Origin of the sequence: Streptomyces sp. NPDC050703 (assembly GCF_040654435.1) — a bacterium.
GTDB lineage: Bacteria > Actinomycetota > Actinomycetes > Streptomycetales > Streptomycetaceae > Streptomyces.
Window position 1 is genome coordinate 1 of sequence record NZ_JBFAHX010000003.1, and the last position, 20549, is coordinate 20549.

The 20549-nt window shown below is 71.8% G+C and carries 20 protein-coding genes, 1 rRNA gene and 1 pseudogene; 7 read left to right on the forward strand and 15 right to left on the reverse strand.

The window, feature by feature from the left end:
- A 5S ribosomal RNA gene (gene rrf / locus AB0I16_RS03125) occupies positions 1 to 94 on the forward strand; the annotation flags it as partial.
- A gap of 80 nt (positions 95 to 174) precedes the next feature.
- On the opposite strand, the gene AB0I16_RS03130 is transcribed toward rrf, so the two are convergent.
- The 4 genes from AB0I16_RS03130 to AB0I16_RS03145 all read right to left on the reverse strand — a co-directional run bounded on the left by AB0I16_RS03130 (position 175) and on the right by AB0I16_RS03145 (position 4051).
- Positions 175 to 846, reverse strand: coding sequence for a response regulator transcription factor (locus tag AB0I16_RS03130; protein ID WP_363247576.1), 672 nt, complete (start codon positions 844 to 846; stop codon positions 175 to 177).
- A complete protein-coding gene (locus tag AB0I16_RS03135) occupies positions 843 to 2105 on the reverse strand; it encodes a histidine kinase (RefSeq protein WP_363247866.1) in 1263 nt (420 codons plus the stop codon). Before AB0I16_RS03135 ends, AB0I16_RS03130 begins: the two co-directional genes overlap by 4 nt.
- A 147-nt stretch (positions 2106 to 2252) precedes the next feature.
- A complete protein-coding gene (locus AB0I16_RS03140; RefSeq protein WP_363247577.1) occupies positions 2253 to 3110 on the reverse strand; it encodes an ABC transporter permease in 858 nt (285 codons plus the stop codon).
- On the reverse strand, positions 3107 to 4051 hold the full coding sequence (locus AB0I16_RS03145) for an ATP-binding cassette domain-containing protein (RefSeq protein WP_363247578.1): 945 nt from the start codon (positions 4049 to 4051) through the stop codon (positions 3107 to 3109). Before AB0I16_RS03145 ends, AB0I16_RS03140 begins: the two co-directional genes overlap by 4 nt.
- 161 nt (positions 4052 to 4212) lie before the next feature.
- Here AB0I16_RS03145 and AB0I16_RS03150 point away from each other — a divergent pair.
- Positions 4213 to 4398: pseudogene (locus AB0I16_RS03150) on the forward strand (GNAT family N-acetyltransferase); the annotation flags it as partial.
- A 133-nt stretch (positions 4399 to 4531) separates the two neighbouring features.
- Here AB0I16_RS03150 and AB0I16_RS03155 read toward each other — a convergent pair.
- The 7 genes from AB0I16_RS03155 to AB0I16_RS03185 all read right to left on the reverse strand — a co-directional run bounded on the left by AB0I16_RS03155 (position 4532) and on the right by AB0I16_RS03185 (position 13184).
- The gene (locus tag AB0I16_RS03155) at positions 4532 to 6208 is read right to left on the reverse strand and encodes a type VI secretion protein (protein ID WP_363247580.1); all 1677 of its coding nucleotides are present in this window, start codon (positions 6206 to 6208) and stop codon (positions 4532 to 4534) included.
- Positions 6198 to 7586 (reverse strand): ATP-binding protein, encoded by a 1389-nt coding sequence (locus AB0I16_RS03160; RefSeq protein WP_363247581.1) that lies wholly within the window; start codon positions 7584 to 7586, stop codon positions 6198 to 6200. Before AB0I16_RS03160 ends, AB0I16_RS03155 begins: the two co-directional genes overlap by 11 nt.
- Before the next feature lie 30 nt (positions 7587 to 7616).
- A complete protein-coding gene (locus AB0I16_RS03165) occupies positions 7617 to 9176 on the reverse strand; it encodes an SCO6880 family protein (protein WP_363247582.1) in 1560 nt (519 codons plus the stop codon).
- Positions 9173 to 10519: a hypothetical protein gene (locus AB0I16_RS03170; protein ID WP_363247583.1), complete on the reverse strand. Its 1347-nt coding sequence runs from the start codon at positions 10517 to 10519 to the stop codon at positions 9173 to 9175. Before AB0I16_RS03170 ends, AB0I16_RS03165 begins: the two co-directional genes overlap by 4 nt.
- A complete protein-coding gene (locus tag AB0I16_RS03175) occupies positions 10509 to 11333 on the reverse strand; it encodes a hypothetical protein (RefSeq protein WP_363247584.1) in 825 nt (274 codons plus the stop codon). Before AB0I16_RS03175 ends, AB0I16_RS03170 begins: the two co-directional genes overlap by 11 nt.
- A 259-nt stretch (positions 11334 to 11592) precedes the next feature.
- The gene (locus AB0I16_RS03180) at positions 11593 to 11901 is read right to left on the reverse strand and encodes a hypothetical protein (RefSeq protein WP_055570172.1); all 309 of its coding nucleotides are present in this window, start codon (positions 11899 to 11901) and stop codon (positions 11593 to 11595) included.
- Between the two features lie 551 nt (positions 11902 to 12452).
- Positions 12453 to 13184, reverse strand: coding sequence for a DUF4232 domain-containing protein (locus AB0I16_RS03185; protein WP_363247585.1), 732 nt, complete (start codon positions 13182 to 13184; stop codon positions 12453 to 12455).
- A gap of 195 nt (positions 13185 to 13379) precedes the next feature.
- Between AB0I16_RS03185 and AB0I16_RS03190 the strand changes: the two genes are divergently transcribed.
- Positions 13380 to 14198, forward strand: a complete 819-nt coding sequence (locus AB0I16_RS03190; RefSeq protein ID WP_363247586.1) for a hypothetical protein — start codon at positions 13380 to 13382, stop codon at positions 14196 to 14198.
- Positions 14199 to 14247: 49 nt separating this feature from the next.
- On the opposite strand, the gene AB0I16_RS03195 is transcribed toward AB0I16_RS03190, so the two are convergent.
- Positions 14248 to 14541 (reverse strand): DUF397 domain-containing protein, encoded by a 294-nt coding sequence (locus AB0I16_RS03195; RefSeq protein ID WP_363247867.1) that lies wholly within the window; start codon positions 14539 to 14541, stop codon positions 14248 to 14250.
- A 188-nt stretch (positions 14542 to 14729) separates the two neighbouring features.
- On the opposite strand from AB0I16_RS03195, the gene AB0I16_RS03200 reads away from it, so the two are divergent.
- Both AB0I16_RS03200 and AB0I16_RS03205 read left to right on the forward strand, forming a co-directional pair.
- The gene (locus AB0I16_RS03200; RefSeq protein WP_363247587.1) at positions 14730 to 15743 is read left to right on the forward strand and encodes a bifunctional lytic transglycosylase/C40 family peptidase; all 1014 of its coding nucleotides are present in this window, start codon (positions 14730 to 14732) and stop codon (positions 15741 to 15743) included.
- Positions 15744 to 16026: 283 nt separating this feature from the next.
- Positions 16027 to 16737 (forward strand): phosphatase PAP2 family protein, encoded by a 711-nt coding sequence (locus tag AB0I16_RS03205; protein WP_363247588.1) that lies wholly within the window; start codon positions 16027 to 16029, stop codon positions 16735 to 16737.
- A gap of 54 nt (positions 16738 to 16791) precedes the next feature.
- On the opposite strand, the gene AB0I16_RS03210 is transcribed toward AB0I16_RS03205, so the two are convergent.
- Together AB0I16_RS03210 and AB0I16_RS03215 are read right to left on the reverse strand one after the other, a co-directional pair.
- Entirely contained in the window at positions 16792 to 18360 is a 1569-nt protein-coding gene (locus AB0I16_RS03210) for an FAD-binding oxidoreductase (RefSeq protein WP_363247589.1), read from the reverse strand.
- A 70-nt stretch (positions 18361 to 18430) separates the two neighbouring features.
- Positions 18431 to 18604: a hypothetical protein gene (locus AB0I16_RS03215; protein ID WP_363247591.1), complete on the reverse strand. Its 174-nt coding sequence runs from the start codon at positions 18602 to 18604 to the stop codon at positions 18431 to 18433.
- 145 nt (positions 18605 to 18749) lie between these two features.
- Here AB0I16_RS03215 and AB0I16_RS03220 point away from each other — a divergent pair, with 145 nt between their 5' ends.
- Entirely contained in the window at positions 18750 to 19577 is an 828-nt protein-coding gene (locus AB0I16_RS03220) for a hypothetical protein (RefSeq protein WP_363247592.1), read from the forward strand.
- Between the two features lie 125 nt (positions 19578 to 19702).
- Positions 19703 to 19894: a hypothetical protein gene (locus tag AB0I16_RS03225; RefSeq protein ID WP_363247593.1), complete on the forward strand. Its 192-nt coding sequence runs from the start codon at positions 19703 to 19705 to the stop codon at positions 19892 to 19894.
- Between the two features lie 143 nt (positions 19895 to 20037).
- On the opposite strand, the gene AB0I16_RS03230 is transcribed toward AB0I16_RS03225, so the two are convergent.
- On the reverse strand, positions 20038 to 20397 hold the full coding sequence (locus tag AB0I16_RS03230; protein ID WP_363247594.1) for a metal-sensitive transcriptional regulator: 360 nt from the start codon (positions 20395 to 20397) through the stop codon (positions 20038 to 20040).
- Positions 20398 to 20549 lie beyond the last annotated feature (152 nt).

The following is a 20549-nucleotide window of genomic DNA, read 5'->3' on the forward strand; positions in this document are numbered from 1 at the left end:
AACGCCCGGTTACATTCCGAACCCGGAAGCTAAGCCTCATAGCGCCGATGGTACTGCAGGGGGGACCCTGTGGGAGAGTAGGACGCCGCCGAACTTCTTTTAGGGAAAACCCCCGCACCTTTGGTGCGGGGGTTTTCTGCGTTCCGGGACTTCATGGGCCGGATAAGCCGGCCGTCAGTTGGGCCGTACGAGCTTCGTGTCGTACGCCAGGATGACCGCCTGCACCCGGTCCCTCGCCCCCGTCTTCGCGAGGATGCGGCCCACGTGGGTCTTCACCGTGGATTCCGCGAGGTGCAGACGCGTCGCGATCTCCGCGTTCGTCCAGCCCTGGCCGATGACGGTCAGGATCTCGCGCTCGCGGTCCGTCAAGGGTGCCAGGCGAGGGTGGTTCGCCGGGTCGTCGGGTGCGGTGCCGGATGCCGGGAGGTGGCCCGCGTAGGTGTCGAGGAGGCGGCGGGTCAGGCTCGGGGCGACCACCGCGTCGCCCGACGCCACCGCGCGGATGCCGGAGAGGAGCTCCTCGGGCAGCGCGTCCTTGATGAGGAATCCGGAGGCGCCGGCGCGCAGGCCGTCGTAGGCGTACTCGTCCAGGTCGAACGTGGTGAGGATCAGGACGCGGGTGCGGTCACCGGAGGCGACGATGCGGCGCGTGGCCTCGATGCCGTCGAGGCCGGGCATGCGGATGTCCATCAGGACGACGTCCGGGTGGAGTTCGGCCGTCATGCGGACCGCCTCGCTGCCGTTGCCGGCCTCGCCCGCCACCGTCATGTCGTCCTGGCTCTCCAGGAGCATGCGGAAGCCGAAGCGCTGCATGGGCTGGTCGTCGACGATGAGCACGGTCGTCACGGTGTCTCGTTGCCCCTCACGGTTTCTCGTTCCCCTCGGATAGCCGGTTCCTCGTTTTTCTCGTCCTCCTGGGGGAGGCGAAGGTGGACCCGCCAGCCGCCCCCAGGGAGTGGACCGGCCTCAAGTGTGCCGTCGTACAACGAGGTTCGCTCGCGCATTCCCGTCAGTCCGCGGCCCCGGCCCCGGCCCTGGCCGACCGGGATGTCAACGTCGGGCGAGGGAGCGGGTCCGCCTCTGCCCGTGTCCGTGACGGTGACCGTGACGGCGTCGTCGGCGTAGGAGACGTCGACGGTGGCGGTGGCCTCGGGGCCGCCGTGCTTGAGGGTGTTGGTCAGGGCTTCCTGGACGACGCGGTACACGGTGAGCTGGCGGCCCGCGGGCACACTGTCGGAGGGCCCGCTGACCGTGCTGCGGACCGGCAGTCCGGCGGCCCGTACGCCGTCGATGAGCCGGGCGAGGTCGGTGAGGGCGGGCTGCGGGGAGCGCTCGGCCGCGGCGGGCGCGTCGTCGCGCAGGACGTCCAGGAGGCGCCGGAGTTCGGAGAGCGCCTGGCGGCTGGTGGAGCCGATGGCTTCGAGGGCCTGGGCGGCGCGCTCGGGCGACTTGGCCGCGGCGTACGAACCGCCGTCCGCGAGGCCCGTGATGACGGACAGGTTGTGGCCGATGATGTCGTGCATCTCGCGGGCTATGCGGGTGCGTTCGGCGGCCGCGGCGAGCCGGGCCTGCTGGTCGCGCTCGACTTCGAGCTGGCGGGCGCGTTCCACGAGGGCCTGGGTGTAGTCCTGCCGGGAGCGCACGGCGATGCCGAGGAGCGCGATGACGGCGTACGCCCAGACGTTGGGGATGATGCGCTGGTCCCAGCTGTCGGCGGGGTAGCGGATCGTGCCCACGACCAGGGGCACCGTCATCATGAGGCCCGCCAGGCCCAGGGTGCGCGGGGGGAGGCGCAGCGCGATGTTGAAGAGGACGACCATCTGGATCAGGGAGGCCTGGAGCATGGCGCCGCTCCAGTTGCTGACCACGCCCATGGCCACCATGACGGCGAGAGCGGCCATCGGGTGGCGGCGCCGCCACAGCAGGGGGACCGAGGAGCCCACGCTCATCAGGAAGATCAGCCAGTCCGGTACGTCCGTGTCGGGCGCGGTGTTGCGCCAGCCGCCGCTCGCGTCGACGAGGGCGGCGAGGACGTAGAGAGCCGTGACCAGTACGTCCCAGACGAGCGGGCGGCGCCTGTCGAAGGCGCGCACCCGCTGCGTCATGCGCTGGATGAGGGGCGTGAGGGGCTGCGGCTCGGTCACGGCGTCATCCTCGTACAGGTGTCTGCCGTACGAGAGGGTCTCGTGCCGGCGGCTCGCTCGCGGGCGCCGCGTGCCGACGCCGGGCGGCGCGGGACTCTCGCGCTGACGTCATACGTCGCGCCGCTTGAGCAGGACCGACGCGGCGGCGATGATCGCGGCGGACCAGAGGACGAGGGTGAGCAGGGCCGTGCCCGGGGCGATGGTGTTCTCCACCCTGGCCACCGAGCCGAGCGCACTCCCCGCCTGGGCGGGGAAGTACCTGACGGCGGTGTCGATGGCGTCGAGGGGCAGCATCGCCACGATCTCGGGCAGGATGATGACCCCGCCGACGAACGCGCCGATGGCGCCGGGCACCGAGCGGAGCAGCGCGCCGAGTCCGAGCGCGATGAGGCTGAGCAGGGTCAGGGAGGCCGCGCTCGTCGTGAGGGCCGCGAAGACGCCTTCGTCGGTGAGGGAGAGCTGCTTGTCGGAGCCGGAGAGCCAGATCTGGGCGGCGAGGAACGTCACGACGTTGGTCACGAGGGACACCGCGAAGGCGACCGCGGTGAAGAGGCCGGCCTTGGACCACAGGACGCTCAGACGGGTCGGTACGGCGGTGAGCGAGGCGCGGATCATGCCCGTGGAGTACTCGCCCGCGGTGACGAGGATGCCGAGGACGGCGAGGCAGACCTGGGAGAGCTGGGTGCCGAAGAGGGTGAAGACGACCGTGTCGATGTCGGAGTCGTCGCCGTCGTACGTGACGCCCATGGTGACGCCGACGGTGAGGACGAGGGCGACCGCCGTGCCGAGGGAGATCCAGGTGGAGCGGAGCGTCCACAGCTTGTGCCACTCCGAGCGCAGGACGCCCCTGGTGCTCAGCCGGTAGCCGGCGGAGCCGGCCGCGGCGGTCGTCGGGGTGGTCGTGGGGGTGGTCGTCGGGGCGGCCGAGGGCGGCCCGGGGTTCCTGGTGGGGGTGAGGCCGCTCATGCCGCGACTCCTTCCGGCCGCGGGGTGCCCGTCGAGGCGACGTACTCGACGGAGTCCCGGGTGAGGTCCATGAACGCCTGCTCCAGGGAGGCGTTCTGCGGGGTCAGTTCGTAGAGGGGGATGCCGTGGGCGGCGGCGGTGCGGCCGATGTGCTCCGCGTCGGTGCCGCGGACGTCGAGGACGCCGGGGGAGTCGCCGGTGATGTGCACGCCGGGGGCGGCGAGCAGTTCGGTGAGGCGGCCTGCCTCGGGGGTGACGACCTTGACGGTGCCGCTGCCGGACTCGCGCACGAACCGCTCGACGGTGGTGTCCGCGAGCAGCCTGCCCCGGCCGATGATGATCAGGTGGTCGGCGGTCAGTGCCATCTCGCTCATGAGGTGCGAGGAGACGAGGACCGTGCGGCCCTCGGCGGCCAGGGACTTGAGGAGGTTGCGGACCCACAGGACGCCCTCGGGGTCGAGGCCGTTGACCGGCTCGTCGAGGATGACCGTGGCGGGGTCGCCGAGCAGGGCGGCGGCGATGCCGAGGCGCTGGCCCATGCCGAGGGAGAAGCCCTTGACGCGTTTGCGGGCGACCTCGCTGATGCCGGCGAGCCCGAGGACGGCCTCGACGCGGCCGCGGGGGATGGAGTGCGTGTGGGCGAGCGCCATGAGGTGGTGGAAGGCGGAGCGGCCCGGGTGGACGGAGCGGGCTTCGAGGAGGGCGCCCACCTCGTGCAGGGGCGCGGGGTGGCCCGCGTACGCGCGGTCGCCGATGGTGGCCCGCCCGCGGGTGGGGGCGTCGAGGCCGAGGAGCATGCGCATGGTGGTGGACTTGCCGGCGCCGTTGGGGCCGAGGAAGCCGGTGACGGTGCCCGGCAGGACCTCGAAGCTGAGGTCGTCGACCGCCTTCCTGCCGGGCTTGCCGCCGTAGTGTTTGGTCAGTCCGTATGCCCTAATCATGTCCTTGATGCTGTCGGCCGCGGGGGCGCGGATCGTCGGACCGGGGGCGGGACGTGGGGGCCGGGCGTAGTACCGGGGTAGGACGGCGCCCCCCGAAAGAACCCCGACGGGCGCCGCCCGAAAACTACGATCACGGCATGGGCCCCGGCATGGACCCCGGCATGGACCCCGGCAGGGGGCACGACTATGTCGTACGGGCCGTGCGCGCCGAGGAGTGGCCGCGGGTCAAGGAGCTGCGCCTGGCCGCGCTGCGGGACCCCGCGGCGCCGGTCGCCTTCCTTGAGACGTACGAGCAGGCGGTGGCGGAGCCGGATGCCCACTGGCGGGCGCGGGCCGCGGGGAACTCGCACGCCACGCGGGCGCGGCAGGCCTTCTACCGGCGGTTCGGCTTCGTGCGGGGTGCGGGGGTCGTCCGGTTGCCGGGCGACCCCCCTGCCGAGGAGTACGAGATGGTGCTCGACAAGCCCTGATACGGGAGCCTCAGACGAGGGGCAGTTCGCTGTCCGGCCAGCGGGACCTGCCCTGTTCGCGGGAGCGGAGCAGGGCCAGGGTCGGCAGGCCCTGGTCTGCGCCGGTCAGGAGCAGTTCGGGCAGCTGGGGCAGGGGGGCGACGGCGGCGGCGTCGTCGAGGACGAGCGTCATTGGTGGGTCGAGCCGACCGGAGGATGACCGTTCGGCCATGCGCCGGCCGTGCTCGACCACGCTGGAGGCGAGTGCCGTGAGGAGGGGCATGGCACCCGGGCCCTGGCGGGACTTGGGATCCTCGATCGCCTCACCCACCACAAAAAGCGTGCCCCCTTCCTGCACGAAGGAATCCAGGGTGAGGGCATCAGTTCGGTTGGGGGTGCAGGATTCGCGCACGTGGACGGTGAAGAGCGCGGAGAGCGCGCGGGCCGTCAACTCCTGGGCGATGTCGCGCCGTTCCGGATAGGCGGTGAGGGCGGCCTCCAGTTCGCCGGCGGCGCCCGACGCGGCCTTGGGGTGCGTACGCAGGATGCGTACCGCCTCCTGGACCTGGTTGCCCTGCGACCAGCGGTGCACGTTCTTGACCGGCTTGTCGCCCACCGCGGCGGCGTGCAGGAAGCTGCGGAGCAGCAGCTCCGCCGTGTCGGCCATGGCGGCGTCGAGGCGCGCGGCCGGCCTGATCGGGGCGAGCAGGGCGGTGGCCCGCTGGGCGGCCGTGGCCTTGTCCTCGCAGCCGGAGGTGGGCGACCAGTGCATGCGGGCCGGGGTGTCGCAGAGGTGCGAGGGGTCGTACAGGAGGACCGGGCCGAGCTTGGCGCGCGCGTCCTTCGTCTCCTCCCACAGGGTGGGGTCGGAGGTCAGCACCAGCGCCGCGCCCTCCGCGTCGCACACGGCCCGCAGGGCGTGCGGCCGACGGGCGTCGGGGGGGCCGAGGACGAGGGGGGAGCGGGGCACGGGGACGGTGGCGGCGGCCGCGGCTCTCGCGAGCGGAGCGGTCTCCGCCGCCGGGGCGGCCTCCACGGGGGCGGCGAGGGGGGCGGTGGCCGGGGCCGGGGCGGCCGGGGTCCCGGGGGTGGGGGCCGCGGGGGAAGCGACCGGTGCATCGGCGGCGGCGGGGGCGGGAAGCGGGGCCTGCGGGGGAGCGGCGGGGGTCTGAGTGGAATTGGCTGGGGCCTGCGCGGGGCCGGCGGCCGGAGCCACCGCAGCCGCTGAAGCCTCCGCACCCGCACCCGTGTCCGTATCCCGTCCGGCGCCCGCCCCCGTAGCCCGCCGCGCCGCCGCGTCCAGGCGGCTGGCCCTGCGGACCGCGCGCCACCGCGTGACCGTGCCCACCACGAACACGGTCAGGACGAGGAGCACCATGAGCTGCCCGATGAACAGCCCCCAGAAGAGCCCGTAGCCCGAGAGCTGTTCCGCGGGCGTCTCCGGCCAGGCGCCCGCGAGGTCCTGCGGATCGCCGGCCAGGTGGCGTACGGCGAGCGGCGTATGGCCGAAGGTCACGTTCTCCGGCCAGGCGCCGTGCGCGAGGCGGCCCGCGAGGCCCGTCGCGGACCAGGCGAGCACGGTGGCTCCGAGGAGGAAGCCGAGGATGCCGAGCAACAGCGAGTCGGGCACTCCTCGTTCGCCCCGCGCGCCGCGGCCGGGTCCGCGGTCATGGCCGCCGGACCGGTCCCGCTCCCACTCATCCCGCATGCTGCTCCATGTACGCCGCCCGCTCCTCCGCCTCCAGTTCCGCCGCCCGCAGGGCGTCGTCGGCGAGGCGGTCGGACGACGACTCGGTCATGGCGCGGTCCGTGAAGACCAGCGGTCGTTCCGTCTCCGTGATGAGGTGCTTGACCACCTGGACGTTGCCGTTCACGTCCCAGACCGCGATGCCGGGCGTGAGCGTGGGGATGATCTCCACCGCCCACCGGGGCAGCCCGAGCACCCGCCCCGTGGCCCGGGCCTCGTCGGCTTTCTGGGCGTAGATGGTCCTGGTGGAGGCCATCTTGAGGATCGCGGCCGCCTCCTTGGCCGCGGCCCCGTCCACGACGTCGCTCAGGTGGTGGACGACCGCCACGAACGACAGGCCGAGGCGTCGGCCGAACTTCAGGAGGCGCTGGAACAGCTGGGCGACGAAGGGCGAGTTGATGATGTGCCACGCCTCTTCGACCAGGAAGATGCGCTTCACGCGGTCGGGCCTGATCCAGGTGTGTTCGAGCCAGACGCCGACGATCGCCATGAGGATCGGCATGGCGATGGAGTTCCGGTCGATGTGGGAGAGGTCGAAGACGATGAGAGGGGCGTCGAGGTCGATGCCGACCGTCGTCGGCCCGTCGAACATGCCGCGCAGGTCACCGTCGACGAGACGGTCGAGGACGAGCGCCACGTCCAGGCCCCAGGCCCGTACGTCGTCTATGGCCACGTTCATGGCCTCGGCCGACTCCGGCTCCGGGTGGCGGAGCTGCTCGACGATGTCCGTCAGGACCGGCTGCCGCTCCACGATCGTCTCGTTCACGTACGCGTGCGCGACCTTGAGGGCGAAGCCCGAGCGCTCGTCGAGGCCGTGCCCCATCGCGACCTCGATGATCGTGCGGAGCAGCGCGAGCTGGCCGGTCGTCGTGATCGACGGGTCCAGGGGGTTCAGGCGGATGCCCATGTCCAGGGCGGCCGTCGGGTCGAGCCGGATGGGCGTTATCCCCAGCTCCTGGGCGATGAGGTTCCACTCGCCGACGCCGTCCTCGCCCTGCGCGTCCAGGACGACGACCTGCCGGTCCTTGAACCGCAGCTGCCGCAGTACGTACGTCTTCTCCAGCGCCGACTTGCCGTTGCCCGACTCGCCGAGCACCAGCCAGTGCGGCGCGGGCAGCTGCTGCCCGTAGAGCTGGAAGGGGTCGTAGATGTACCCCTTGCCGGAGTACACCTCACGACCGATGATCACGCCCGAGTCGCCGAGGCCCGGCGCGGCCGTCGGGAGGTAGACCGCCTGGGCCTGCCCCGTCGACGTACGCACCGGAAGCCTGGTCGTCTCGACCTTCCCGAAGAGGAAGGACGTGAAGGCGTCCGTGAGGACGGTCAGCGGATCCCGCATCGCAACAGCCTGCCTCTACGTCGATACCGTCTAGCGTCGGATGCCGGTCGCGAACGGCAGCGTGTTGACGAAGGCCCTGTGGTGCTCGCGGTCGCACCACTCCAGCTTCAGATACGACTTGCCGGCGGAGGCCCTTATGGTGCGCTTGTCGCGCGCCAGGGCCTCGGGGGAACGGGAGGAGACCGTGATGTAGCCGACCAGGTTGACGCCCGCGGCGCCGCTCGCGAGGTCCTCGCCGCGCTGGTCGAGCCGGGAGTGCGAGGCGATGTCGCGGGGGTCGACCGTGCGGTTCATCTTGGCCTGGCGGCTGGCCTCCGCCTCGTCGTTCGTCTTCTCGGTCAGCATCCGCTCGATGGCGACCTCCGTCGGTTCGAGGTCCATGGTCACCGCGACCGTGCGGATCACGTCCGGGGTGTGCACGAGGAGCGGGGCGAGGAAGTTGACGCCGACGGGCGTCATCGGCCACTCCTTGACCCAGGCCGTGGCGTGGCACCAGGGGGCGCGGGTGGCGGACTCGCGGGTCTTGGCCTGGAGGTAGGTGGCCTCCGTGGCGTCCAGCTCGGCGGGCCAGGCGTTGCGCTTCGTCATCGCCTGGATGTGGTCGATGGGGTGGTCCGGGTCGTACATGGAGTGGACCAGCGAGGACAGCCTGCCCTGCCCGAGCGGCTGCCGTACGCGGATGTCCGCCTCCTGGAGCCGCGAGCAGATGTCGGTCAGCTCGCGGGCCATGACGACGGCGAGGCCGGCGTCCTTGTCGAGCTTCCCGCCGCCGTGCGGGCGGACCGCGCGGGCCATCGCCTGCGCCTCGGCGGCCAGCTCGCGGGAGTAGTGCATGCAGGCCACGAGGTAGGCGCGGTGCTGCTCGCTGCTGGTCGACACCATCGACTGGAGCTGGTCGTAGGAGTCCTGGAGCCAGGGCAGCGCGCGGCCGTCGCCGCGCACCGCGACGTCCTTGGCGTGGGCGTCGGGGTCGGCGGGCAGGGTGCGGGCGAGCATCTGGAGGCGGGTCACGAAGCCGTCGCCGTTCGCGACGTGCTTGAGGAGCGTCCCGAACCGGTCGACCAGCGCCTCCTGGTCCTCGGAGTCGCGCAGGCCGACGCCGGGGCCCTCGATCTCGATGGCGGCGGTGACGGTCCGCCGGTCGGCGTGGAGCAGCACGGCGATCTCGTCGGGGCCGAACGGCGCGGCCAGCCAGCTGATGCGGCCGATGCCGGGCGGCGGGCCGACCTCGACCTCGCGTCCGTCGAGCTTGACCCCGGCCTCGGCGGCACCGGACCGGTAGGTGGTGCCGCGCTTCAGGGACCGCTTGTAGCTGCGGTTGATCTCGAACCACTTGTAGAAGGTGCGGCCCTTGTACGGGACGTAGACCGCCGCGATGGCGAGCATCGGGAGGCCGGTGAGCAGCACGATGCGCAGGGACAGGACGGGGACGAGGAGTCCGCACATCATGCCGAGGAACGCCCCCACGATGATCAGGGCGATTTCCCCGGTCTCGCGGTTCTTGCCGACGATCGCGTTCGGCCGCGCGCGGCCGATCAGATACGTGCGGCGGGGCGCGACCGGCTGGGACACGTGGGACTGGGTCGTCAACGCCCTTCACCTCCCGTGCGGTTGGAGCTGCTGTTGCCTGGGCCGCTGCGGCTGCCCGCGTGCGGTGTGTCCGTCGCGCTCTTGCGCGGCGGCGGTGCGGCGGAGGAACCGGCTCCGCCGCCGTTCGACGGGCCGCCGGAAGAGCGGCCGCTGTGCACGGCGACACCACCGCCGGCGGCATGGGCGGGCCGCGCCTGGCTGTTGCCGCCGCTCGTGCCGCCGTCGCCGTTCCCCCGGGCGCTGTGGGTCTTGATGCCCTGGGAGACGAGGGATGCGGGGGAGCTGATGACGGCGGCGGCCTTGTTCTCGGCGCCGCGCATGAGGCGGTTGTTGCGCGAGTTGGCGATGTCGTCGCCGAAGCCGGGCACGAACCGGTAGATCATCGCGCTGGCGAAGATGGCCAGCAGGATGATCGAGAGACCGGAGACGACCGCGGAGAAGGAGTCGGGCCCGTCGTCGGCGGAGAGCGCCCCGGCGAGGCCGAGCACGATCACGATGATCGGTTTGACCAGGATGACCGCGATCATGATTCCGGCCCAGCGGCGGACGTGCGACCACAGGTTCTTGTCGACGAGGCCCGCGTAGACGACCGTGCCGAGGAGCGCGCCCACGTAGAGGAGCGCGGCACGGATGACGAGTTCGAGCCAGAGGACGCCCGCGGCGAGGATCGACACGAGCGAGACGACGATCAGCATGATCGGGCCGCCGCCGATGTCGTCGCCCTTCTTCAGGGCCTCGGAAAACGTGCCGAAGAACTGGTCCGTCTGGCCGCCCGTCGCCTTCGCGATGACGTCCGACACGCCGTCGGCCGCGGAGACGACCGTGTACAGGATCAGCGGCGTGAACGCGGAGGCGAGGACCGTCAGCCACAGGAAGCCGATGGCCTCGGATACCGCGGTGGTCAGCGGCACGCCCCGCACCGCGCGCTTGGCCACCGCGAGCAGCCACAGGAGCAGGGTCAGGATCGTGGACGCCGCGAAGACGACGGCGTACTGCTGGAGGAACTTGGTGTTCGTGAAGTCGACGTTCGCCGTGTCCTTCACGGCGTCGGAGAGCTTGTCGACGGTCCACGAGGCGGCCTCGGCGCAGCCCTTGGCCAGGGAGCTCAGCGGATCGGCGCCGTCGGTGATGGGCGGGTCGGTGGGGTATTCGCCGCCTTCGCCGCTTCCGGAGCTGTTTCGTTGGCCTTTTTCGCAGTATTTCTTGGCTGGGCCATGGATCAGGTCACAGGCGTCGTCCTTCGGGTCCGGCGCGGCGAAGGCATGCGTCGCGAACAGGACCGCCGTGGTCTGTACGGCCGCGACGGCGGCGCCGAGTCGGAGTACGTGGCGGCTACCGGGCATAAGTGAACCCTCCGTACCCTTCGACTGCCTTCGAGATCTCGTCGGAGCCGGACGCACGGTCATCGCCCGGGACAGGGGCGGGACCGTTCTTCTGCGAGTGGGTGACGGCCTTCCAGTCGCCGTCGATCCACGACAGCTCCATGGTGATCGTGAACCAGCTGCTGGTGACCGGCTTGGTGGACTTCTCTCCCGACAGGCCGAGCAGGCCGCTGCACCAGACCTCGACGGTCGCCTTCTCCTTCGAGAAGTCGGTGACCTTCGTGCCGATGGGGGTGGTGCGGGAGACGAACTGGTAACCGCTGGGGGTCGAGCCGTCCTCGTTCAGGCCCACGTTCTTGAAGAACGCGGGGCCGTACGCCTTGTCGAGGTCGGACCGGAACTTAGGCACGCTCGATGGAGCCATGACGGCTTCGAGGATGTCGTCCCGCTTGTCCTTGTCGAACATCTCGGCGGAGCCGAGGGACACGGCGAAGTTCGCCGCAGCGCTCTGAGCGCCTTGCTCGGTGTCCGCGAACCCCGAGGGAATCCCCCCGGTCCTGCCCTCGACAGGCTTCTCCCCCGAAGGGGCCGTCGCCGCCGCGTCCGGCTTCTTGGCGTCGTCGCTGCCGCCGCCGGAACCCCCGTCGCCCCGGTTGGCGAAGGCGATCGCCGCGATCAGCAGGACCACGACGCCGACCACCGTCACCAGGCTCCGCGAGGACGACCGCCCCGAACGGGAGGTCCTGCGGGTGTCGCCCTCCCCCTCGGGGAGTCTCGTCCTGGTCTCCCCCGAGCCGCCGAAGGGCCCGCTGTTCCGCTCATCGTCGAGACTCATGCCACGTACGCCCCCTCGACCTCTCGCGTGACCGTCACCATGGACACGTATGACGGTAGCCGTGCTGGTTTCCGCGCGGACGCGGTGTGGTGACTCGACATCAGGGAGCAGCAACCTCTGCCGGTGGGCACGACGGATGGATGGAGGAGGAGGGGACGTGGGGGAGGAGGGGAGTGGGGAGAGGGGAGGAGTGGGGGGAGGGGAGAGGGGAGAAGTGGGGGGTCGTGGGGATGGGGACGTTGGTGGGAGGCTGGGGCCGCTAGACCGCCATGCCGTACACGATGGTGAACAGCGTGCCCAGAGATCCGATGATGAAGACGCCGGTCAGGCCGGCGATGATCAGGCCCTTGCCCTGTTCCGCGCTGAACGTGTCGCGCAGCGCCGTCGCACCGATGCGTTGCTTCGCCGCGCCCCAGATGGCAATGCCGAGACAGAGGAGGATGGCGATCGCCATCACGACCTCGATCATCACGCGCGCCTCATTGCCCAGGCTCCCGAAGGGACCCCAGTCGGGGGCGATCCCGCCGATGATGGTGGTGATGTCGCCCTTTTCGGCTGCCATAAGCATGTGTAACTCACCGCCCCTAGTGGGTTGTTCTGGCACCTCTGCCTACCTCGACGCAGAGGACAGCTCATTCTCGCCGACAATCGGGCCTGCGTGTGCCGCCTTGGCGCCATTCGTTGGCTGACTTCGTGCGTTTCCTCGTGCGTGAGGTCTGGTCACTCTGTGTATCACGCGGTAGGACCACGGGCAATGACGGCCCGGCGTGGCCCCTGACCTGGAGTTAAGTAAGCCCGAGCCCAGCGGCCCCACGGGTCACGGAGGAGCGGTCGGTGGAGCGGTAGGACGCACTGGGCGGCGTGCCGTCGGCTCGATTGCGTACGGTGGCCCGTTTGTGGAGGCAGTGGTGAGCGCCCGCGGGTAGCCGCGAAGTGGCCTTCGGGTACTTCGATGTGCCCGCGCGGGCCGTGCGCTTCCTCTGCGGTCCGCGCCGGCGGTGAGGGTGGCGCTCAGGCGCAGGGAAGGAGAGCGCCCCCTGTGACCGGTGCGGTTCTCGGGACGCTGCGGGGCGCTCCGGACACTCTGGTCACAGGGGGCACGGGGGACGGGCCCGTTGCTCAGCCGGCGGGGGAGTCGCTGACCTTGCCGACCGGGCCGACCGAGAGCTTCGGGCCGCTGGAGGCGTCCTCGCCGCCCACCGGGAGGGAGCCCGCGGGCCAGGCGACGGTGACAGTCTTCGTCTCGTTCGGCGGGGTCACCAGGAGCTTGGCGATGCGCACGCCGGAGCCGCCGCTGTTGTTGACCGGGAACGTGATGTTGAAGGCCGCGGTCTCGCCGTCCTTCAGGATCTCGCGGCGCGCCTGCTCGCCGTTGCGGTCGACGGACATCGTGTCGCCGTCGGCCGTCCGCAGGTCGACGCCCGCGTAGCCGTTGATGGCGCAGTCCCGGCCGCCGCCGTTCTTGAAGGCGACGGTGACGATGCCCTCCTCCTTGCCCGTCGTGTTGTCGGCGGCCGTGACTTCGAGCTCGTCGCTGCGGCAGATGCCGACCTCGCCGTTCTCGTTCGAGCCGGTCCCCGCGGCGGTGCCCTCGGAGCCGTTGCCGGAGGAGCCGGAACCCGAACCGGAGCCGGAGCCGTTGCCCGTGGAGCCGGAACCCTTGTCCGACGAGCCGGAGCCGCCGTCCTTCCCGGCGTCCGCGGAGACGCTCGACGCGGGCTCGGGCCGTGCGCCCGCCTTGTCCGAGCCGTCGTCACCGTTGTCGCAGGCGGTGAGTGCGAGCGTGCCGAGGAGCGCGAGGCCGGCGAGGAGGGTCTTCGGCGCGGTCTTCGAGGCGTGCGTGAGCTTCATGTCTGGTCCCCCGTGAGGTGCGTTCGTCATGTCGGTACGTGGCCGTCGTCAGCGGCACGGCAACAGAGAAGCGCGCGGCGGTGGACGGGGGCAAGGGTCGCCGTCCGATCAGGGACGCTGGAATGCCCATACGGCTCTGACCTGCGCAAACAATCGTTCCCTGGGACGCCGTAGTGGGACGCTACGATCATGCGCATGACCTTCCGGGCCCGACTTCACCCACGTCTTCGCGTACCCCTCCGCACGGGCGCCGCCGCGGTGGCGACGGTCGCCGTCGCCCTGACGGCGACCGCCTGTGAGGACGACGGGGGAGGCGGGAAGGACGGCGCCGCCGGGCTGCCCGGCCTCTCGCGCTCCGCGGGCACGGACGGGTCGGGCGGGTATGACGGGTCGGGCGGGTCGGGCGGGTCGGGTCCCGGCACCACCGGCGGGACGGGCACCGACAGCGACACAGACAACGGCACCGACAGCGACAGCGGCACCGGCGACGAGGCCCCCACGCGCAACGGCGGCACCAGCGGCGGCCCCCACGTCCGCCAGAAGCGGCTGCTCGACAACCTGCCGCGGGCCGGCAGCGTGATGGCCGCGGGCGAGTACGTGCAGCGCTTCACGACCTGCGAGCGCTACAGCATCGACCCGTCCGACGAGCGCTACTACCCCATGGACGAGAAGTTCGACGCCTCGTGGGGCGTCCAGTTCCGCGGCACGTGCGGCGACGGGGGCCACGGCTGGATACGCGTCTTCAAGACGAGCGACATGAGGCGTTTCCAGGCGGCCTACAAGGCGGACCTGGCCGAGCGCGTGAAGAAGGCCAGGCTCGCCGGCATCGACGGCGGCTTCGCGGTCGGCAAGGACTTCGCCGTGATCGCGCCCGACGACCGCACGATCCGTCAGCTGTCCGCGTCCGGACTGCTGATGCTCAACTGCAACCCGGACTTCCAGCCCGTCGGCGACGTCACGGTCGTGCCCGCCCTGGTGGACGGCTGCGTGCTGACGGACGACTTCATCGTCTGAGGCGGGCCGCCGGCGACCTCGGCCTGCCCCCCTCAGCCCGTCTCCCCCCTCAGCCCGCCCCCTCAGCCCGCCCCTCACCCCCGCCGAAGCCCTCGACCCCTTCCACGAAGTGGTCGAACTCGCCCGCCCGTACGCCGAGCACGAACGCGTCCCACTTCTTCCGCGTGGTGGTGACGACGTTCTCGGGGTCGCCGGTCTCCCGGAGGTGCACGGCGTCGTCCTCGCCGAAGGCGATCTCGATCCAGGGGCCGGGGCCCTCCGCGCCCTCGGGGGCGGCGCGGACCCAGTCGAGCCCCGCGGGGCTCCCGGGGCGCGGCGGTTCCTGGCCGGAGGTGTCGGGCACGGGCTCTTCCTGGGTCACGGCTCTCCCTGCGTCACGGTGCGGGCCTGTGCCGCCCGGACCGGCGGCGCGGTGTCGAGTATCGCCCCGCCGCGGGCACGGCGGTGATCTGTGAATGATCACTGCCACTTCCGCCCGCGCCCTCTACACTGAGCGGCGGCGTACTCCCGGTCGGCGAGGGGTGGTTGACGGTGCGTAAGGCCTGGCTGGTCGCCTCTCTCGGGATCGGCGGTGCCCTCAGCTTCATCGCGCTGCTCGTCCTCGGCACGTACATGGCCGCGGGGAGCGTGGCGAGCGGCGGGGGCGGCGGCGGTTCCGTCGGCCTCGCCAAGGGCGCCGTACCCGCGACCTACCAGCCCCTCGTGCAGAAGTGGGGCAACCTCTGCAAGGCCATCAACCCCGCCCTGCTCGCCGCCCAGCTGTACCAGGAGAGCGGCTTCAACCCGCGCGCCAAGAGCCCGGCCAAGGCGGAGGGGATAGCGCAGTTCATCCCCGGGACCTGGGCCGCGCACGGCCTCGACGGCGACGGTGACGGCGACCGCGACGTCTGGGACCCCGAGGACGCCATCCCGTCCGCGGCCTCCTACGACTGCAAGCTCGCGGGCTACGTGAAGGACGCTCCCGGCGACCCCACGAAGAACATGCTGGCCGCGTACAACGCGGGGGCGTACGCGGTCATCAAGTACGGCGGCGTCCCGCCGTACCGCGAGACGCAGAACTACGTGCAGACCATCACGAACCTCGCCAAGAGCTTCGCGCGGCCCGTGGGGCGCGTGCAGCCGTCGCAGCAGGCGGCCGCCGCCATCTACTACGCGCAGAAGAAGCTCGGCACGCCCTATCTGTGGGGCGGCAACGGCACGCCCGAGCAGGGCGGCCGCTTCGACTGCTCCGGCCTGACCCTCGCCGCGTACCGCTCGGTCGACATCACGCTGCCGCGCGTCGCCAACGACCAGTACAACGCCGGACCGCACCCCAAGCGCGACGAGCTGCTCCCCGGCGACCTCGTCTTCTTCTCCGACGACCTGACCAACTCCCGCGCCATCCGGCACGTCGGGATCTACGTCGGCGGCGGCTACATGATCAACGCGCCGCGCGCGGGGGCCGTGATCCGGTTCGACCCGATCGACACCCCTGACTACTTCGGCGCGACGAGAGTCACCGAAGATGGCGCGAAAGCGGCCCCCGTCAAGCCGACGGAAGTCTGAGAGAGGCCGGAAAAGGCGGCGGAAAGAGGTCGGAACGAGAGGCGTGCGGAACGCGCGCCGGGAGTGCGCGCCGCGTGAGGTGGCTTGAACCCTCCGTAAAAACACTCCCCCTGAGCTGCGGCGATGCATCTCTCTTCGGTAACGTCTGAGTGATCTTTCGGTGGAGAGTGGAACGTAGGGGTGGGGACCGCGCGTTCCCTTGACTGGAGCGACCACGGGGGCTGATAGAAACGGGTGCGCGGAACGGTGCGCCCACGGGCTGAAGACAAGGGGCCGCAGCGCCATGGCTGGACTCGATGAATCCGGGTCGAACCCCGACGTCACCCTGCTCTACGACATCAACGGCCTGACGCGGGAGACCCCGCACTGGCTCGACCGCGCCCTCACGTTCGTCGGGGAGTACGGGCTGCTGATCGCGCTCGTACTGCTCGTGGTGTGGTGCTGGTGGGGCCAGCGCAAGCGGGGCACCCTCGACGACGCCGCCACCTCGGTCGCCGCCGTCGTCTGGGCGCCGCTCGCCGCCGGCATCGCCGTCCTCGTCAACGTCCCCATCCGCGGCTTCGTGGAGAGACCGCGTCCGGCCGAGGACCACAGCGGGCTCGACGTCCTGGTCGACGGCAAGAACGACTTCTCCTTCGTCAGCGACCACGCGACGCTCGCCATGGCCATGGGCGCCGCGCTCTTCGTCGCCCACCGCAGGTTCGGGCTCGCCGGCATCGCGCTCGCCGCGTTCGAGGGCTTCTGCCGGGTCTTCATGGGCGTGCACTACCCCACCGACGTCATCGGCGGCTTCGCGCTCGGCACCGCCGTCGCCCTGCTGCTCTCCCCGCTCGCCATGGCCGTGCTCACGCCGCTCGCCAAGGCCGTCGGGCGGTCGCGGCTCGGGTGGCTGGTGCGCGACCGCCGGGTCGGGCCCGTGGCCGCGCCGCTCGGCGGCACCGCGCCGTCCGCGCAGGCCGCCGCGGACCCCGACGAGCGGGACCTCGCGGCCTGACCGATGGGCCGTCAGGCCGGATCGGCCGTCGCCGGGTGGGCGTCTGCCGAGCCGTCAGAGAGCCTGCGGGAAGTCGAAGAAGCGGTCCGGGTCGTACCGCTTCTTCAGCTTCTTCAGGCGCGGCGCCGCGTCCCCGTAGTAAGCCTGGCGCCAGTTCGTCAGCGTCGCGTCGGTGTAGTTCTGGTACGCCGCGCCCGACGCGTACCGCCCCATCGCCCCGTGCGCCCCCTTCAGCCACGCCCGCGCGGCCGAACCCGACGTGCCCGCACGCCACGACGCGATGTACTGGGCCAGCATCCGCGAGCGGCGGTGCACGAACGCCGTCGCCGTCGGGTCGACGCGGTTGACGGCGCCGCCCAGCGCGGTGAGCGCGATGCTGCCCGCGCTCGCGCCCGTCACGTCCTCGATCCGCGACAGCATCGCGCGGATGCCCGCCGCCGACAGCGAACGGTCGAAGAAGTCCGAGCTCGCCGCGTACGTCTCCCGCTGCAGGGCGCCCTGCGGGCTGCGGCCCGGCGTGCTGCCCGGCAGATGGCACTGGGCGTCCGCCGCGAAGGACGAGCAGCCCGCGTACACCTCCATGGACTCCTCGTACGAACGCCGCTTCAGGGAGACGCTGCGCGCCGACGCGCCGATCCTGTCGGCGAGCCGGTCGACGGCGTTCTGCAGCTCGCCGTAGGTGCCGAGGGAGAAGCAGGCGATTGAGACGGTCGGGGTGCCGCCGGGGGTGTTCGCCAGGTGGGCGGAGGACCATATCTCGTCGGGCTGGTCGGGCCCCCACTCCTGCCACGCCCTGAGCACGGCGGCCGCCTTCGACCAGGGCCAGGACATGTACGCGGAGACGCCCTGCGGCGCGGCGTGGGTGCGGTAGGACAGCTCGGTGACGACGCCGAAGTTGCCGTTGCCCGCGCCGCGCAGCGCCCAGAACAGCTCCTTGTTCTCCGACGCGGAGGCCCGCAGCTCCTTGCCGTCCGCCGTGACCAGCTTCGCGGAGGTGAGGCTGTCGCAGGTCAGGCCGTACGCGCGGGAGACCACGCCGTGGCCGCCGCCGAGGGTGAGGCCGGAGATGCCGACGGTCGGGCAGGAACCCGCGGGGACGGTGACGCCCTTGGCGGCGAGCGAGCGGTAGACGTCGATGAGCTTGGCGCCGCCGCCGATGGTCGCGGTGCGCCCGCTCGCCCGTATCCGGCTCAGCTTCGACACGTCGATGACGAGCCGCCCCGTCCCCGACGACCAGCCCGCGTACGAGTGGCCGCCGTTGCGTATCGCGACCGGGGTGCGGTGCGCGCGGGCGTAGGCGAAGGCCGTGCGGATGTCGTCCGCGTGCGCCACGTACGCGACGGCCGTGGGCCTCAGGTCGTCGAAGCGGGTGTTGTAGAGCTGCCTGGCCGCCGCCCACTTCGCCTCGCCGGGCTGGACGAGGGTGCCGTCCAGGTCTCTGGCGAGCGCCTTGAGCGTGGCGGGGGAGGTGGCCGCGGCGCTGGTCGTCCGGATCGGGGTGCCGCCGCCGCCCGCCGTGGCGTCCGCGCCCGGTGCCGTCCCCCGCCCTCCGCTCGAACAGCCCGCGACCGTGGTGGCCGCCAGTGTGGCCGCCGTGGTGCCGATGAACGTACGCCGTTCCATGACGCCTCCCGTTGCTTCCCGGAGAACCAGACGGTGTGCGGGGCGGCCGGGTTCCCCGGATCGCGGGGCTCTACGACGCGCCGGACCCCACGGGGGAGGCCTCGTGCTCGGCGGCGTCGCTGCGGGCCTTGCTGCGGGCTCTGCGGGCCGGGCCGCGCCAGCCGCAGGAGCAGTGGGCCGCCACGAAACGGCCCTTCTCGATGGTCGTCGTGCTGTGGAGCGAGGTGTCTTCCTGATCGGCCACACGGCCACGGTACCGACCGCGGGTGAACGCCGGGGCCGCTGCGCCGGGGCCGGCCGCCGGGGCCCGGCGTGACGGGTCAACGCACCGGTCGTTAGGGGAAACGACGGGGGATCGACGAGCGCGGACACGCTTGGGGGTACAAGCGATGGGTCAGCAGCGCAGGTGCACGGGCACAGCGGTCGCCGCGGTCGCGGCGGCCGGCCTGATGGCCGCCGCCACGGGGTGTGCGGGTGGCGGCGCGGCCGCCGACAGCGGCGCGGCGGGGGACGCCGCGGGTGCCAGGGAAGCGGTGCGCGGAGCCGCAGCGGCGCTGGTCGGGGCGGGCAGCGCCCGTGCGAGTACGTCGATGGAGATGGCCAGCGGCGGAACGCGCGTGACCATCCGGGGCGAGGGGCGCTACGACTTCGCGCGGCAGCGCGGCGAGTTCGAGGTGGTGCTCCCGCGGGACGCCGTGGCCGGCGGCGTGCACCGGCCCATCACCGAGCTGCTCGCCTCGGGCGCGCTGTACATGAAGAACCGCGGGGCCGGGGTGCCGGCCGACAAGTGGGTGCGGATCGAGACACGTTCGCTCTCCGACGGGAACCTCGTCACGGGGGGTGCCACGGACCCCCTCGCGGCGGCCGAACTGCTGCGCGGGGCGCGGGACGTGGTGTACGTGGGGGAGGAGCGGGTAGGCGGAATCGGCGTGCGGCACTACCGCGGGGTCGCCGATCTGCGGGCCGCGGCCCGGGCCGCCTCCGCAGGTCAGCGCGGAGCGTTGGGGGTCGCGGCGGCGAAAGGGTTCAGCAAGAAGGGGGTGCCCTTCGACGTGTACCTCGACGACCGGGGGCTGGTGCGGAAGCTGCGGGAGCGGTTCACCGTGGCCAACGGCGATGTGGCGTCGACCACGCTGCTCCACGGCTTCGGGGTGCCGGTGCGGGTGCGGCTTCCGGCCGCCGAGGACATCTTCGCCGGGGAGATCGCCGGTTCGTAGTCGCCTACGACTGGTGGAAATGGTCCGTCCGTGCCATGCGCGGTGTGTAGGCCGCTCCCTACTCTAGGAAGTCGGTGCCGCGCCGGACGGGACGGGGCGCGGGCCGTGCGGATCAGGAAGAGGTGATGAACGTGGCTCCGATGCGTGGCGGTACGGCGGTTCAGGACCACGTCGCCCTCGCCGAGATCGAGCTCTGCGGCGAACTCATCATTGCGGCGAGTGCGGCGGCCGGGCGGCTGAGCTTCGACCGGATCGACGAGGTGCTCAGGGTCTCCCGCGGGCGGGAGGCCACCCCTCGCCCCGACGACCGCGCCTAGGGCGGACCCTGTGCGCCGCCGCGCGGCGATCTTCTCCGCGGGCGGGAAATCGCCAGCGCAGCGGCGCACAGGAACTCGCCCGCCGGGGAGAGCGCCTCGCCCCGCGGGGCGACAGGGAGGCCCCTTGCCCCGCGGCGGCAGCGTTACGTGCGGAGCATCCGCCCGATCGCCTTGGTCGCCTCTTCGACCTTCGCGTCGATCTCCGTGCCGCCCTTGACCGCCGCGTCGGCCACGCAGTGCCGCAGGTGCTCCTCCAGGAGCTGGAGGGCGAAGGACTGGAGCGCCTTCGTGCCGGCCGAGACCTGCGTGAGTATGTCGATGCAGTAGACGTCCTCCTCGACCATGCGCTGCAGGCCGCGGATCTGGCCCTCGATGCGGCGCAGGCGCTTGAGGTGCTCGTCCTTCTGCTTGTGGTAGCCGTGCACCCCGTGCGCGTGGTCGGAGGGCGCTTCGGGCTCCCCCGGGGTCGGCATGGCCGCGTCGGCCGCCTCGGTGGTCGTCATCGCGTCCTCCTCTGGGACTTATGTTGAGTTTCTGCAGTTCCGTATACCCCTGGCGGGTATATTCTAGCCGATTTCTCGGGGGGTGTGCTGATCACTGTGCCTGATGGGCGACACTGGAGAGCGGCCGGTTAGCCGTGGCCGGATGATGCGCC